This window comes from Wolbachia endosymbiont of Nasonia vitripennis (genome assembly GCF_048054115.1).
Lineage (GTDB): Bacteria > Pseudomonadota > Alphaproteobacteria > Rickettsiales > Anaplasmataceae > Wolbachia.
Genome location: NZ_JAFEVF010000020.1, coordinates 1 through 15,317, shown reverse-complemented (window position 1 = coordinate 15,317; position 15,317 = coordinate 1). Strand labels below are relative to the sequence as shown.

General features: G+C 33.7%; 16 protein-coding genes, 1 tRNA gene and 1 pseudogene. 10 read left to right on the top strand and 8 right to left on the bottom strand.

The window, feature by feature from the left end; translation table 11 throughout:
* The first annotated feature begins 211 nt into the window (after positions 1–211).
* Together mraY and JR053_RS03740 are read left to right on the top strand one after the other, a co-directional pair.
* Positions 212–1,192, top strand: a complete 981-nt coding sequence (gene mraY, locus JR053_RS03745; RefSeq protein ID WP_029237630.1) for a phospho-N-acetylmuramoyl-pentapeptide-transferase — start codon at positions 212–214, stop codon at positions 1,190–1,192.
* Between the two features lie 5 nt (positions 1,193–1,197).
* Positions 1,198–1,791, top strand: coding sequence for a ribonuclease HII (locus JR053_RS03740; RefSeq protein ID WP_010403632.1), 594 nt, complete (start codon positions 1,198–1,200; stop codon positions 1,789–1,791).
* 7 nt (positions 1,792–1,798) lie between these two features.
* Here JR053_RS03740 and virB9 read toward each other — a convergent pair whose 3' ends face one another.
* Together virB9 and JR053_RS03730 are read right to left on the bottom strand one after the other, a co-directional pair.
* Complete coding sequence (gene virB9 / locus JR053_RS03735) at positions 1,799–2,584, bottom strand: P-type conjugative transfer protein VirB9 (protein WP_006014058.1); 786 nt, start codon at positions 2,582–2,584, stop codon at positions 1,799–1,801.
* A 545-nt stretch (positions 2,585–3,129) separates the two neighbouring features.
* Positions 3,130–3,756 (bottom strand): histidine phosphotransferase family protein, encoded by a 627-nt coding sequence (locus JR053_RS03730; RefSeq protein ID WP_010403653.1) that lies wholly within the window; start codon positions 3,754–3,756, stop codon positions 3,130–3,132.
* Positions 3,757–3,893: 137 nt separating this feature from the next.
* Between JR053_RS03730 and purM the strand changes: the two genes are divergently transcribed.
* Positions 3,894–4,931, top strand: a complete 1,038-nt coding sequence (gene purM / locus JR053_RS03725; protein ID WP_010403655.1) for a phosphoribosylformylglycinamidine cyclo-ligase — start codon at positions 3,894–3,896, stop codon at positions 4,929–4,931.
* Here the strand turns inward: purM and purC are convergent.
* The gene (gene purC / locus JR053_RS03720; RefSeq protein WP_010403657.1) at positions 4,928–5,650 is read right to left on the bottom strand and encodes a phosphoribosylaminoimidazolesuccinocarboxamide synthase; all 723 of its coding nucleotides are present in this window, start codon (positions 5,648–5,650) and stop codon (positions 4,928–4,930) included. The genes purM and purC overlap by 4 nt on opposite strands.
* 74 nt (positions 5,651–5,724) lie before the next feature.
* Between purC and trmD the strand changes: the two genes are divergently transcribed.
* The 4 genes from trmD (at position 5,725) to JR053_RS03700 (ending at position 9,095) form a co-directional block, all read left to right on the top strand.
* The gene (trmD, locus tag JR053_RS03715; RefSeq protein WP_010403659.1) at positions 5,725–6,423 is read left to right on the top strand and encodes a tRNA (guanosine(37)-N1)-methyltransferase TrmD; all 699 of its coding nucleotides are present in this window, start codon (positions 5,725–5,727) and stop codon (positions 6,421–6,423) included.
* On the top strand, positions 6,420–6,797 hold the full coding sequence (gene rplS, locus JR053_RS03710; RefSeq protein ID WP_007302278.1) for a 50S ribosomal protein L19: 378 nt from the start codon (positions 6,420–6,422) through the stop codon (positions 6,795–6,797). Before trmD ends, rplS begins: the two co-directional genes overlap by 4 nt.
* A gap of 253 nt (positions 6,798–7,050) precedes the next feature.
* Positions 7,051–8,301: a PstA family ABC transporter permease gene (locus JR053_RS03705; RefSeq protein ID WP_010403664.1), complete on the top strand. Its 1,251-nt coding sequence runs from the start codon at positions 7,051–7,053 to the stop codon at positions 8,299–8,301.
* A complete protein-coding gene (locus JR053_RS03700) occupies positions 8,298–9,095 on the top strand; it encodes a phosphoribosylformylglycinamidine synthase subunit PurQ (protein ID WP_010403666.1) in 798 nt (265 codons plus the stop codon). Before JR053_RS03705 ends, JR053_RS03700 begins: the two co-directional genes overlap by 4 nt.
* A 107-nt stretch (positions 9,096–9,202) precedes the next feature.
* Here JR053_RS03700 and pdxH read toward each other — a convergent pair whose 3' ends face one another.
* From pdxH to JR053_RS03685, 3 genes are read right to left on the bottom strand one after another with little or no spacing between them, the layout of a single operon-like run.
* The gene (gene pdxH / locus JR053_RS03695) at positions 9,203–9,796 is read right to left on the bottom strand and encodes a pyridoxamine 5'-phosphate oxidase (RefSeq protein ID WP_010403668.1); all 594 of its coding nucleotides are present in this window, start codon (positions 9,794–9,796) and stop codon (positions 9,203–9,205) included.
* 15 nt (positions 9,797–9,811) lie between these two features.
* Entirely contained in the window at positions 9,812–10,627 is an 816-nt protein-coding gene (gene mutM / locus JR053_RS03690) for a bifunctional DNA-formamidopyrimidine glycosylase/DNA-(apurinic or apyrimidinic site) lyase (protein WP_029237631.1), read from the bottom strand.
* Positions 10,593–10,736 (bottom strand): hypothetical protein, encoded by a 144-nt coding sequence (locus JR053_RS03685; RefSeq protein WP_164819321.1) that lies wholly within the window; start codon positions 10,734–10,736, stop codon positions 10,593–10,595. Before JR053_RS03685 ends, mutM begins: the two co-directional genes overlap by 35 nt.
* A 19-nt stretch (positions 10,737–10,755) precedes the next feature.
* On the opposite strand from JR053_RS03685, the gene JR053_RS03680 reads away from it, so the two are divergent.
* Positions 10,756–10,828 (top strand) — tRNA-Thr (locus JR053_RS03680).
* 138 nt (positions 10,829–10,966) lie between these two features.
* Here JR053_RS03680 and JR053_RS03675 read toward each other — a convergent pair.
* Together JR053_RS03675 and tmk are read right to left on the bottom strand one after the other, a co-directional pair.
* Positions 10,967–11,795, bottom strand: a pseudogene (locus JR053_RS03675) (IS630 family transposase).
* A 402-nt stretch (positions 11,796–12,197) separates the two neighbouring features.
* Positions 12,198–12,791 (bottom strand): dTMP kinase, encoded by a 594-nt coding sequence (gene tmk / locus JR053_RS03670; protein WP_010403811.1) that lies wholly within the window; start codon positions 12,789–12,791, stop codon positions 12,198–12,200.
* A 102-nt stretch (positions 12,792–12,893) separates the two neighbouring features.
* Here tmk and JR053_RS03665 point away from each other — a divergent pair, with 102 nt between their 5' ends.
* Entirely contained in the window at positions 12,894–13,466 is a 573-nt protein-coding gene (locus JR053_RS03665; protein WP_010403810.1) for a thioredoxin family protein, read from the top strand.
* 5 nt (positions 13,467–13,471) lie between these two features.
* Complete coding sequence (locus JR053_RS03660; RefSeq protein WP_010403808.1) at positions 13,472–15,190, top strand: monovalent cation:proton antiporter-2 (CPA2) family protein; 1,719 nt, start codon at positions 13,472–13,474, stop codon at positions 15,188–15,190.
* The last annotated feature ends 127 nt before the right edge of the window (positions 15,191–15,317 follow it).

Below are 15,317 nucleotides of genomic sequence, written 5' to 3'. Positions count from 1 at the left end.
CTTACTTTGTTTGCTTGTCAGATCAAGTCTAAACTATTACATATAATCTAACATATGCCACCTCTTACCATTAACTAAATATCAGTATGCAAACTTTGCTATAACTAATCAATAACTAAATTTACTCCAAATAAAATGAGCTGATAAAAAGGTATAAATTGAGATTAGGTAAAGCTTTTGGTATAATATCTAGTTAATTTTGAATACGCAGGTGATCTCAGCTACAAAGACGTTTTTTATCTCATTTATTTTTGGGTTTATTCTCTTTCCCTATTTTATAAAACTTCTAAAAAAGATAAGTAAAGATGGACAACCAATCAGATCATATGGACCAGAAAGTCATTTAATAACAAAAAAGAATATACCACCTATGGGTGGAATAATAATACTAACTTCTGCTTTATTACCAATCCTGCTTTGGACTCAATTAACACCAGAAATTTCATTGCTGGTATTTATAACTCTATTTTTTGCTCTACTTGGATTTATTGATGACTATTTAAAATTGAAGACAAATCACCACCGAGGTTTAAGTGCAAAAACCAAAATACTTATTCAGTTTGTCGTTACTCTGGTCTGTATGTTTATACTTAAGCTACAATCTGCTGAAGGTTTTACAAAAATTTCTCTATTTAGAGAAGTAGCAATCGACCTTGGCTATCTATATCTTCCGTTTGCTGCATTTGTAATTGTCGGCTCTTCTAATGCTGTGAATCTTACAGATGGCCTAGATGGCCTTGCTGCAACTCAAGCCATTACTTCCTTTGCTTTTTTGGGACTAGTTGCATACATCACTCAGACAGATGTAAACATTACTTTATTCTGCATTGCATTTATAGGAGCTATTTTAAGTTTCTTGTGGTTTAACACACATCCAGCAAAAATATTTATGGGTGATGTTGGAAGCCTATCAATCGGTGCAGCTTTAGGGCTCGCTAGTGTTCTAATTAAAAAAGAGATACTTTTCGCCGTTATTGGAATAATCTTTGTAATAGAGACTTTATCTGTGATTATTCAGGTATCATATTTTAAATATACAAAATTTAGATATGGAGCAGGAAGAAGAATTTTCCTTATGACACCAATACATCATCACTTTGAAAAGAAAGGGTGGTCAGAAAATACAATAGTTATAAAATTTTGGATAATTTCTATCGTTTGTTCGATTTTTGCTTTAACTTTCTTATTATAGGAACTATGAAATATCCAGATTTCACATTAGAAAATACATTATCAGGAATTATAGCAGGAGTAGATGAAGTTGGAAGAGGTCCGCTTGCCGGTCCAGTGATATCTGCAGCTGTAATATTTACTGATAGAGATACGGTTATTGATGGAATAAACGACTCAAAAAAGCTAACCCCTAAGTGTAGGCAAGTTCTATACGAAAAAATAACGTCTGTTGCAAAATTTGGTATAGGAATGGCAAGTGTAGAGGAGATAGACTCATACAATATCTCGCAAGCAACAAAGCTTTCAATGAAACGTGCGCTGGTAAATTTAGATTTAGAACTAGATTATGTGTTAGTTGATGGTAACCAACCACTTGAAGTGAAATGGCAAACAAAGTCTGTAGTGAATGGTGATAGTTTAAGTATATCAATTGCAGCCGCTTCAATCGTTGCAAAAGTTACAAGAGATCGGCTTATGGAAGAATTGCATAATAAACATCCTCAATATAATTGGTATAAAAATAAAGGATATGGAACAAAAGAACACCTCAGCGCTATTGGCCTTCATGGAATTACGAAGCACCATAGAAAGAATTTTGCACCTATAAGAATACTATAGCCTTTAATCACTTACCTTTTTTGAAAGGTATGTTTTCATTAAACAGGCAGACTGTACTTGATCCGTTTCTTAAGGTAAATACCGAGCTTACTCTTTCAATTATCAGGTAGTCATCAACTGTACGAAAATTTATCAAGGACTCATATCCTGCAGAATCAACCATAAAAACTGCCGGGAAATCAGAGTTTATTTTATTAAATTGTAGATATGTAAATTTTCCGTCATCAAAAACCTTAATTGGTATTATTGATTGACTGCCTTTAACGTGCGAGATGGAATAGTTAAAATTCAAGCCTTTCTTTATAACCTCAATATCACTTATATCAGGGATAGTGGTATAACTGGCTTGCTCTAGAATATCACCGTTACTCGTTGAATAAATTTCATCACTGTTGAACAGTGGATAAAGAAACCTTACTTCATATGCTAACCTTGGATCATCTAGCCCGTTTGCTTCTTCAGCATGAAATTCGAAATAATAAACTCTTTTATTGGTAATTATAGTTGCATTAGTATCGGCAATATCATCTATAGGCTTAATAAATAATCTATTACCTTGAGGAAGGAGTTGCCAACCGGTTGCATCACCCATTGAAAGACTCTCTATTACCTCCCCTGGCTCAAACAATATGCTGGATTGATAACCATAAAAGCCCGTGTACTTATGTATAGCCTGTGGATTATAATTCATTACCTTTATGTGGTTATCACCAGCTATTGGTCTTGGTTCCTGTTTTGCAAGTGCATAACCACCACAAAAAAATAATAGTGCAACAAAGAGTACCCTAATCATAGTATCAAAATAAACTGATCTTTATTTTATCATTGATAGACATGTACTGCAACTATCAAACTATCCCAGTAGTAAGCGACAGAAAATGCAAGCTTCATAATAATTCATTATTGCAGGAAAAAGCAGGAAAAAATTCTTTAAACATTATTTTCATATATGTTAAAATGAGTTGTGAGGTAAATTAGGGAGTGTTAAATAAACCATACGCGTCAAGTTAAGGAAAAGTGGTATAAGGAAGAAAGGAAACGAAAAAAAACTATTTTATATATTAAGTAATAAAGTTATTAATTTATAGATTCTTCTGAAAAAATCATCTTCTTCTAGATAAGAACTCCCTAAAAAAATAAATGTAACAAATAAAATATCCATCTCAAATGTTGCTATATTTCACGATATTTCCTTAACTTGACGCGTATGGTTTATTTAACACTTCCTGCAAATTAACTACAGATTTTATGTCTAGGTTACTCCACAAAATTTTTCCTTTCCTTATCCAAGATTCAAATTTATAGTATCGATTCCTTTTTATGAAATATGAAGCCATCTCAAGTTATAGTTAAGCCTATATTCAGTGAATTACTTTCACAAGTGCAATTGATTTTAGTGTTATACTGTTCTAACAGTAAAGAAGTCATATAGATAATAATGTCTTTTGTATCCAAACGAATATCATTTTTTTTTGTTAATTTGCTCACTAATAATGTACTTATTGATTTATGTTCATTTACTACTTTTATAGTGAGTAGTGTTTTATCTTCTGTTTTAGTCAGTAAAATAGACACTAATTCAATTTGTGCCACTGCACTGATTATAGTTATCACCATATTGGAAATTATCTTATTTATTTTTTCAATTAAGTTTTCTGTAGGACATTCACTTACTCTCCACTGAAGCTTTACTTTTTTTTTTAATAAATAATTTTCTATATTGGATTTAGTCTTAACAAAGCTGCAATTATCTGATGAATGAGAATACGCTTGCTTCATAACTTTATATTTATATATTAAATCATCGGAGCTTTCTTTAAGCAATGACAATGCTTCGTTTTGCATATTAGGGTTGTTTTCTTCAAGCTCTTCCAATCCACCCACTATTCCTTGCATAGAACTAGCAAAATCATGAAGAATTCGTCCTGATAGGCACTCTGTTATTAACATTATGTTTTTATTCATTGGATAAAAGTATAAATGATTTAAGTTAACCCTATATTGGTAGGCATGTAGTAGTCAATTTAAGAGAAAGTTTCGTTGCGCTTTTTGTGTCAAAGCATTAATGTAGTATTAATAATTATAAGATTTATGAAGGCGTTATGAATACTTATGTTAAATCTGGAATAGACCTTAAACTATATAATGAACTAATAAAAAAAGTTAAACCTATTATTGAAAAGACTAAAGGAGAAGAAGTAATTAGTGAAGTAGGATCATTTTCTGCATTGTTTGACTTTTCTTCGCTGAGTAAGAAATACGACCATCCAGTACTTGTTTCCTCAACTGATGGAGTGGGCACAAAACTATTAATAGCTCAAGAGGTGAATAAGCATGATACTATAGGTATAGACTTAGTTGCAATGTGTGTAAATGATTTACTTGCACAAGGAGCAACACCTTTATTTTTCCTTGATTACTTTGCAACAGGCGTTTTAAACAAAAACGTTTTATTGTCTGTAATCCAGGGCATTGCAGAAGGGTGCAAGGAATCTAAAATAGCATTAGTTGGTGGAGAAACTGCAGAAATGCCTGGAATGTATGGTAACAATCACTATGACCTTGCAGGGTTTGTGGTTGGTGTTGTTGATCGAAAGCAAATTCTTCCAAATTGTAGTATAATGAAAGCAGGTGACTGTGTAGTTGGTTTAGAATCAAATGGAATTCACTCAAATGGATTTTCTTTGGTGCGCCATATTTTTAAAAGCTTAGGTATAAATTATAATGATATATCTCCATGGAATAATAAATCTTGGGGTGAAATATTACTTAAGCCAACAAAGATATATGTTGATTCTTTGTTGCCTATTATGCCAAAGGTAAAAGGCATTGCGCATATAACAGGTGGCGGGTTAATAGACAATATTCCAAGAATTCTCTCAGGAAATTTATTTGTAGACATAAATATTAATTCTTGGAAATGGCCAGATATATTTTTATGGCTGAAAGAAGAAGGCAAAATAGAAAAGAGAGAAATGTTAAAAACATTTAATTGCGGCATAGGTATAGTACTGATTGTAGATCCCGATAATATGAAGGATGTGGAAAGCCATTTCCAAAAGCGTGGAGAAAAAATTGAGATTATTGGAAAACTTGATGAGGCATGTAACCCTCCACTTGATAGAGTAGTATTTAGTTAGTCTAACTTTACTGACAGTCTTTTTGCAACTTCTGAGTATGCTTCCTTTAAGTTTCCTAGATTTAAACGGAAAACATCTTTGTCTAGCTTTTTATGCGTATTTTTATCCCATAGCCTACAATTATCAGGGCTGATTTCATCGGCTAAAATGATTTTAGTGCTGTTGTTTATCAATTTGCCAAATTCTAACTTGAGATCAACTAAATATATATTTGCATTTGAAAATAGGTCGACTAAGATTTTGTTGATCTTTAAAGTTGTAGTTTTAACTTCTTCCATTTCTTTATGAGATAACCAACCAAAATATAATATGTGATTTTCATTCACCATTGGGTCGGCTAGGTCATCATTTTTGTAAAAAAACTCGATTATAGGAGATGTAAGTGTCTCACCTTCTTTGATATTAAAACGTTTGCAAAAGCTGCCAGCTGCAATGTTTCTAACCACTATCTCAAGAGGTATTATCTTGAGTTTTTTGACTAGCTGTTCTCTTTCGTTTAGAGTGTTTATAAAGTGCGTGCTAATTCCTGCTTCTTCAAGCTTTTCCATGATAAAAGCACTAACATGATTATTAATTATTCCTTTGCCCTCAATAATTTCATATTTTTTCTTGTTGAACGCTGTAACATCATCTTTAAAGTACTGTATAACAGTTGATGAGTCTTCAGTTTCAATAATGACTTTGGCTTTACCTTCGTATATCGTTTTATTCAGTGACATATTTAATTTAACTATGTATCATATCAATTTACTGTTCTTAGAGTATAGCCCCAAATAACTTAAAATAAACCTTAATGGCGTTCAATGTTACAATATTAACCATATTTCCAGAAATGTTCCCCGGATTTTTGAACTATTCTCTTGCTGGAAGAGCGTTGGAAAAAAAAATATGGAATCTTGAAATAGTAAATATTCGTTCTTTTGCTAAAGATAAACATTCAACTATAGATGATGTTCCATATGGAGGTGGAGCAGGGATGGTTATGCGCCCAGATGTGATTGGCAATGCAGTTGATAATGTGCTTTCTGCTCATAAAAATACTAGATTTATTTATATGACTCCATCTGGTACAAAATTTAATCAGAGCATTGCAAAGGAGCTAACAGAAATTCCTCATGTAACAATATTGTGTGGTCGATTTGAAGGTGTTGACCAAAGAGTAATTGATGTGTATACTCCTTATGAGTTAAGTATTGGAGATTATATACTTTCGGGAGGTGAGCCAGCTGCAATGGTGGTTCTTGATGCATGTATTAGGCTTCTTCCAGGTGTAGTAAATAATTTCGATAGCGTTGCTGAAGAAAGTTTTAGTTATAGTGGTGGTATGCTTGAATATCCTCAATATACTAGGCCTGAGCAGTGGAGTAGGTACAAAGTTCCTAAGGTTCTGTTGTCTGGCAATCACAGAAAAATAAGTGATTGGAGAAGGGAACAGTCATATGTTAGAACAAAGGAACGTCGACCTGAATTGTTGAATGGAGATGATAAATGACAAACTTACTTGAAAAATTTAACGAACAACAAATACAAAGGTTAGCCAAAGAGATGCCAGCTTTTTGTCCTGGCGATGATTTGAAGGTCACTTTTAAGGTAGTTGATAGTACGGGTGAGCGTATACAGATATTTGAGGGCGTATGTATATCAAAAAGAAATCGTGGATTACACTCTTCTTTTTCAGTTAGAAAGGTAAGTCATGGAGAAAGTATAGTATCACAATTTTTTGTTTACTCTCCTGCATTAATTTCAGTACAAGTGATGAGAAAGGGAAAGGTCCGTAGAGCAAAATTATATTACCTGTGCAAGCTATTTGGGAAAGCTGCAAGGATCAAAGAACGTACTACTTATGTTAAAAAAAAATCTAAGTAGATACAATAGGGAGTGATATCAATTGTATCATCTCAAAACCCTCTCTTATTATCCCAATGTGTGACGCACAACTGTACTTTGCCTACCGCTGTGGTGTCATCCCAATGTTTGACACTGGGATCCAGATTCTCCTTTTGGTTTGTGCTTTCATGGAAAATATAAAAATTATTTGCAGGCAAAGCCTGCTAGATCTCAGTGTCAATCACTGGAAAAAGGGGAAAGTTTTTTTAAATCCTCATATAAAGAAAAGTAAATGAGTATAAAGAAAAAATTCCTTAAATTACTTCAGTCAAGGCGTGTACATGCTCGTATAAAAAGGAAAAATAAAAAGAACAGAGCGTTACGCTTTTGTTCTTTCACGGCACTAGTTATCTCACTTGGCTGTCCTGTGTGTATATTGTTGAGTATATTGGTTAATTCTTACAGTGCTTTAACAGTAACGAAAATTTTATTGCCAGTTGAAATAAATGCTGATCTTATTTTAACTAATAATCCTAGTGATTTACGATATAAGTCCATTAGCCTACTCAATAACTCTTTACATAAAGTGTTTGAAGGAATTGACTTTAAAGACAGTGACGAAATTTTAAGTCGTAACTCTTACAAGGAGCTAGAGAGGTTTTTTCTTAAGAGAGTAAAAAATAGTGGTGAATATGAGATTTGGTTTACCGCATCGAGTGTGATCAATTCACTATATAAAAATAAATGTTTGAATGATCATTATGCTAAATTACTTGATTGGTTAAAAGAGAAGGGAAGAGTAAGAAAATTTTTTAATAAGTCTCTGTTTCTTAAGTCTGATTCTCGTGAGCCTGAGAATGCAGGGATTTTAGGGGCATTTATCGGTTCATTAATGACAATTATAGTATGCTTAGCGTTGGCATTGCCAATAGGAATTATGTCAGGTATCTGTCTTTATGAATTTATGCCTAGAAATAGGCTAATAACCAGTATTGTAGAAATTAGCATGAATAACCTTGCTGCAGTGCCTTCGATAATATTTGGTGTGGTAGGACTGACTCTCTACTTGGGCATATTTGGTTTACCCCGTTCTTCACCGCTTGTTGGCGGGATGACTCTTTCATTTATGATGCTGCCTAATATTATTATTGCAACAAAAAATGCCTTTACAAACGTTCCTATTGCAATAAAAGATGCAGCGTTTGCGCTAGGTGCACCTCACATCAAGGTGATATTGGATCACTCTTTACCGATTGCGTTGCCACGGATAATACATGGTGCAGTGCTTGCAATTGCAAGGATTTTAGGCGAATCTTCCCCTTTACTTATGATAGGCATGGTAGCATTTATTGCTGATACACCTACATCCTTCTTCGATCCGGCAACTGTTTTACCTGTACAAATATACATATGGTCAAGTAGTCCTGAAATTGCATTTATTGAGCTTGCTGCCATTGCAATTATAGCTTTATTGTTAATGCTATTTGCTTTGAATTTAATAGCAAATTTTGTAAAAAGAAAGTTCGAGTTTTTTGATTCATGAAAATTACAATCCTATCTGGTTATGGCTTAAATTGCGAAAAAGAAACTGCATTTGCATTTATGGAATGCAGAAGAAAGCTTGGTATTAATAATATTGAAGTAAAAATCGTTCACATTAATGATATTATAGATAATCCAAGTGAACTGAAATTAAGCAATATACTTGCAATTCCAGGAGGTTTTTCCTATGGTGATGATACTGGTGCTGGTAATGCATTTGCTTTGCGTATAAAAAACAACTTGTTAGACGAATTTCAAAATTTCTTATCTCAGGATAAGCTTATTATAGGGATATGTAATGGTTGCCAGATATTAGTAAAATTAGTTCCAGAATTCTCTAATCTAGCTTTAACCTCTAATGATATAGGTAATTACCAATGTCGTTGGATTAGAGTGAGAGTTAATCCGCAGAGTAGTTCTGTTTGGCTACGGGGCCTGAGTGAGCTATATCTTCCTGTTGCTCATGGAGAAGGCAGGTTTTTTATGGATCAAGATATTTTAAATCAATTGATTGAAAATAATTCCGTTGCACTGCGTTACGTTGATGAAAATGGTGACTATGCAAATTTACAATTTCCTTACAATCCAAACGGATCTATATACGACCTGGCAGCTTTGTCAGACAAAAGTGGTAGAGTTTTAGCTTTAATGCCTCACCCAGAGAGAGGAATATTTTTTACTCAGCAGGACAACTGGCCTCTTGAAAAAGAAAAATGTAAACGTTCAGGAGTGGCTATGCCAAAATATGGTGATGGAATGCTCATATTTGAGAATGCACTAAAATATTTTGCGTAAGTATTACAATACGTTACATACAACAAGTTTTTAAGCCATAAAAAGTTACTTTCCTTGTTATGACAATAAATCCTTATTTTTGATCTGCAGAGTAGCTTTCTCTAATGTTAGGGATATAATTGTTCCACTTTCCAATTGCTTTTCTCAACAAGAGTATATCTAAATCTAGTGTGTCTCCTATATTCACCTTCTTGCCAAAATTCAATTACCTTTGGGATTACGCAAAATCCCACCCAAAAGTCAGGACGAGAAACTTGTATATTGTGAAATTCTTTCTCTTTCAATTCTATAGCCTGCTCAAAATCTTGCCAATTTTTCAGAACTCTTGATTGTTTTGAGCACCACGCGCTAATTTGACTATCACGTGCTCGAGAGGAGAAATATTCGTCAGCCTTTTTGCCGCTTAGAAGCCTAACTTCTCCTTCAATTCGTACTTGTCTAGAAAATTCTGTCCAATGAAATACGAGTGCAGCTTTGGGATTCTCAGTCAATTCTTTTCCTTTTCTACTGTTTACGTTAGTAAAGAACACAAAACCTTCTTTACTATATTCCTTTAGTAATACCACTCTTGCAGATGGAATGCAGTCTTTGCTACACGTTGCTAGCGTCATTGCAGTTGACTCTTTACACGGAAAATTAAGTACTTCTTGATACCACTTTGAAAACAAATCAAAAGGATCTTTTTCAGGTGAGAGTGTCATATTCAAAAATAAAATTTAATTCTGACATGCATTGCAAAAATAAGTGCTACGACCATTTTGTCGTATAAGTGTTATGATATTGTTGCAGATTCTGCAAGGTTTTTGCACTTTACCATATACGTAAAAGTTATTTTGAAAGTATCCAGCAGATCCAGATGGTTGTGCATAATCTTTCAGTGTTGAACCACCAGCAGCAATTGCATCACTCAGAGTATTTTTTATTTCGATAGCAAGTTTTTCGCACTCTATATATGTTAAATCTTGTGCTAGCCTAAGTGGTGATATGCGAGCTCTAAATAAGCTCTCAGAAGCATATATGTTACCTACGCCAACTATTAGCTTATTATTCATTAATACTGATTTGATATTTGCTTTTCTGTTCTTTAGCAACTTCTGTAAATAATGTCCGTCAAATTCATCTGTGAGGGGTTCTATTCCTAGGTTATTAAAAAAATTTAGTTCTTGCTCTCTGTTTAAAACAATCACTAATCCAAACCTTCTTGGGTCATTAAAGATTAGTGAAGTGTTGTCAGAAAATAAGAATATCACATGATCATGTTTGTTCTGTGCTTGATTGTCTTCAGCATATATAAGCTTTCCGCTCATGCCAAGGTGTATGATTACAGCCATACTAGCATCTATATTCGAGATTATATATTTACCTCTACGCTTGATATCATTTATAACTTTGCCCTTTAGCAAATCATCAATATTCTTCGTTATTGGTACACGCAAATTACAATTATTGACTGTCACATTGCTTATTTTCTTATTTTTGATTTTATCAAATAAGAAGTTAGAGATTACTTCCACTTCTGGGAGTTCTGGCATCTTGTCTACTCTGTTGCTGTTTTTTTCTTTTTAGAATATTTTGCTTTAAAGCTTTTGCCAATCTTTTTCTCTCTTCTTCTTTTTCCTTATTTTTTTTCATGTTATTCATTATCATAATACGTGAACTTGCCGTTGTAGCTCAGGTGGTAGAGTACGTCATTGGTAATGACGAGGTCCCAAGTTCGAATCTTGGTAACGGCAGTTTAGAGGACAATATTCATAAAGTCAATCCTCTAGATGCTAATTAGATTATAGAAAAACGTCTAGTAAATACCTTTTATACACACCATTAAGCTGCTTTTTCAGTATTATAGCCCTTCCCATAATAGTCCAAAAAGGTCATAAGAAAGAAGAATCGACAGCATGACGAAAAGATTTGAATAAAGGAATGTTTTTCCTGGTTCTGTTTTTTATAGCAAACCAATAATGTTCAATTTTGTTAAAATCTGGAGAATATGGAGGAAGATATAAAATTTCTGCACCAACTCCTTTAGCAAATCTTATTAGACTTATGAAAAGTAGCATTATCAAGGATAACAGTTTGTCCAGGTTCCAAAATCGGTGTCAGAAACTGCTCAAACCATTTATTAAAGATATCCATATTGCAGTGGCCTTCAAAGGTTAACGGAGCAATTATTTTTCTTCCACTTAAGGTTGCAACCATGCTAATTCGTTGAGTTTTCTTCCCAGATTTTAGGGCATAAAACCGCTGTCCTTTCTGGCAATACCCATAGGTTCAGTGTTATCAATGCCAGACTCATCTATATACACTAATTCTTTAGGTTCTTTTGTTGCTATAACCTTTGAAAATTGAGCTCGCTTTTCTTCATTTCTTTCTTTATATCCGTAGGTCTTTTTTTTCTTGTGAATCCTATATTTTTAAGTGCTCGATGAATTGTTTGTCTACTAATATTGCCCCAGCATCTCTGACTGAGTTTTGCCACCTTGCTCATTTGCAAATTCGGCAAATGCATTCCAGTCGGTAATTTTATGCCACGCTTCCAGGCTTTTTTGACTGAAAATCTTCCGTTTTCTCACGTCTTTTCTTCCACTCATATAAAGTTGTTTTTCCGATCTTAAATCTCTTGGCAACAGTTTCTCCACTCTCTCCTTCATCCAATGCTTCCATTACCTTTTTTCTTAAGTCATAACTATATGCTACTGGCATCCTTACCTTCCACTACTATCAATCCATATCTTACTCTTTTTGGACTATTATGAGAAGGGCTATACTTTTGTTTTGAGGATCGTAGCAAAGCGCACAAACTTGCTTTATATGTAAGAGAAATTGATAGCGTTGCATCCTCGATAAAAGACGAGGATCTGTTAAATCACTTTGATCAATTTTTTACCATAACTGAAGTAAGCAATAAGAATAGTAGAAATGAGCTAATTAATCGCGCAAGAATATATAGAACAATAAGTGAAAAACCTAAAAATGAAATACAAAGTTTTTTAGCTAATCAAAAAGAGAGTCTTTCGTATGAAATAACGTCACCTAAAATTGATAATTTTTTACCACAGGTTAATGCAGTAACTGTTTAGGTTAGCAAAAGTTCAATACGTATAGCTAAGTCTTTGCAATATCAATAATTTCATTGTGTACATGATTATCACTTTTTTTTTCAATTCCAGTAATAACATTACATCTATTAGATTCTTTTATAGCTATTTCTTGAAATCCTTTTCGAATTTTATGATAGAAATCAATGCTCATTTCTTCATACTTATTTTTATCCTTTGCTCTGCTGAGTCCAACTTGAACATCAATATCTAAAATAAATGTGATATCTGGATATTTAATTTCCACTAATTTGTGTAAGTCTCTTATTAGACTCAAGTCAACACCTAGTCCATACCCTTGATACGCAATAGTTGAATCGATAAATCGATCACAAATAACTGTCTTTCCCTCTTTAAGAGCTGGCAATATTAATTTTTTCATATGTTCGTGCCTCATCGAGATAAGCAGCAAGAGTTCAGAAATAGGATCAATATTATCCTTAAGTAGTAATCCTCTTATTTTTTCTGCAAAATCAGTACCACCTGGTTCTCTAGTCAATACGACATTATTTTCACCGTGAATTTGCTTGAAATAATTTGCAAGTAACTCAGACTGTGTTGTTTTACCAGAACCATCTATTCCTTCGAAGGTTATGAACATAAATTTTATAATTACAATGCTAAATGCAAACAGTGTACATAGAAACCATTTGACATTTAAGCAATAAGATCATAAATTATGGTATACAATTCTCTATGAGCTATGGTTACGCTAGACACTCCTAAGATAGATTTAGACTTTATTGCAAAGAATTTCAATCTCCTGGGAGTGGATAACAAATATTATACATTAAGTGACTGCTATGGGGAAAATGGTCTCATTGTAATGTTTATATGCAATCACTGTCCTTACGTTCAATCAATTATTAGCAATCTAGTAAGCGATGTTAATTTGTTGAAAAAAGATTATCAGGTAAACACCGTTGCAATCATGCCAAATGATGTAAATGACTACCCAGAAGACTCCTTTGAAAACATGATTAATTTTGCCAAGGAAAATAAGTTTACATTTCCATATTTGATTGACAATAACCAAGAAGTAGCTAAAGAGTATGGTGCTGTTTGTACCCCTGATTTTTTTGGCTTTAATTCCAAACTAGCCCTCTGCTATCGCGGGCGTTTTAACAACACAAAAAAAGAGAAAGTTCAAAATTACGAAGTAGGAAGTAGTGATTTATTTCAAGCCATGAAATTTATTGCAGAAACTAGCAATCCTCCAGTTGACCAAAAATCAAGCATTGGTTGTTCAATAAAATGGTCTAATTCTACAGGTTAAATATTATGCACAGCGGCTCTCAGCATTTGTTTGATATTATAATTTTACTCTCTGCTGCTGTGTTTATAGTCATAGCGTTTTGGAAAATGAATATTAGCCCAGTACTTGGTTACTTTGTTGCAGGTGCATTGATTGGTTCTCATGGATTTAATCTGATACATTCAGTTGAAGTAATGGATAACTTTGCAGAGTTTGGCGTAGTTTTCCTATTGTTCATTATAGGTCTTGAATTGACATTTGAACGCCTTATCGCTATGCGTAGGCATGTGTTTGGGTTTGGTTCCCTTCAAGTTATAGTTACCATGATAGCAATATGGTGCATTGCTCTTGCCTTTGGAGTAAATACAAACATGGCAGCAGTTATTGGTGGTGGACTTGCACTATCCTCAACAGCAATAGTGTTGCAGGTTCTGCAAGAAAAGGGTTCTCAAGCAAGCCAAGTTGGTAGATTGTCAATAGCAGTGCTACTAATGCAGGACTTTGCAGTGGTACCTCTAATAGTACTAGTGCCCCTGCTTACTGGCAATTCTGAACACAGCTTAATAAGCTCGTTGGCAGGCTCATTAGTGCAAGCAGCTATTGCATTGGTGTTGATATTTGTAACTGGTAGGTTATTACTGAGGCCATTGTTTTCGGTTATTGCCAAAATGGAGAGTAATGAAATCTTTATATCAACAACACTTCTGATAATATTAGGATCAGCATTTATTACTGAACAATTTCATTTATCAATGGCATTAGGCGCATTTGTTGCTGGGTTACTAGTTGCAGAAACAGAACACAGGAATTCGGTAGAACATGCAGTATTGCCATTTAAAGACTTATTTCTTGGTTTATTCTTTATGACTGTTGGCATGTCTATTGATATTGACCTTTTACTCAATAAGTTACCACTCGTTACTTTATTATCAATTATCCTTATCGTTTTAAAGACGTCCATTATATATACATTGTGTAGATTTTTTGGATTTAGAAGTGCACCTGCAATACAAGCTGGATTACTGCTTGCACAAGGCGGTGAATTTGCATTTATTTTATTCCGTTTAGCAGATGAATTAGATGTACTATCAAGTGAAATCGCTCAAGTGCTTATGATGGTAACTACAGTAACTATGGCTTTTACTCCTCTTTTATCGGGAATTGGAGACTGGATAGCAAATTCATTTAGCACTGAAAAAATAATACTAGACGATGAAGCAATCGAAACAGACACACAAGACCTTTATAATCACGTAATAGTTGCTGGGTTTGGTAGAGTGGGATATATGGTAACAAAAATGCTTACTGCAGAGCATTTAAGTTATGTTGTTGTAGATATTCAATCAAAAATAGTAAAAGAAGGAAAAAATGACAGTTTTCCTATATATCTTGGAGATGCTACAAGATATGAAATTTTAAAATCAGTAGGAATAGAAAGAGCTCAAGCTCTTGTGGTTTCGATAAAGAACGAAGTTACTATAAAGAAAATAGTTTCTCTAGTTGCAGCAAATTTTCCGCATGTAAATATTATAATACGTTTGCCAGATTTGAATAATGTGGAGGTTTATAAAGATCTAGGGGCTAGTAAAATTATTCCCGAAACATCTGAAATTGGATTGCAGCTAGGTGGAGCAGCATTAAGTTTAAGTGGAATTAGCGAAAGTGGAGTTACATCTTTAAAAGGTAAATTTAGAAAAGGCAACTACAGTATGTTAAAAGAACTTGGTAATGATAAAGATGAATAGCCCTATATCACTTTAATTAGTGACCAGAAAAAACACATTTAATTAAGCAACTATACTCTCTAGAAAGGTGAAAAATTGACCTTATTTGTAATAGTTTAGACTTGATCTGACAAGCAAACAAAGTAAG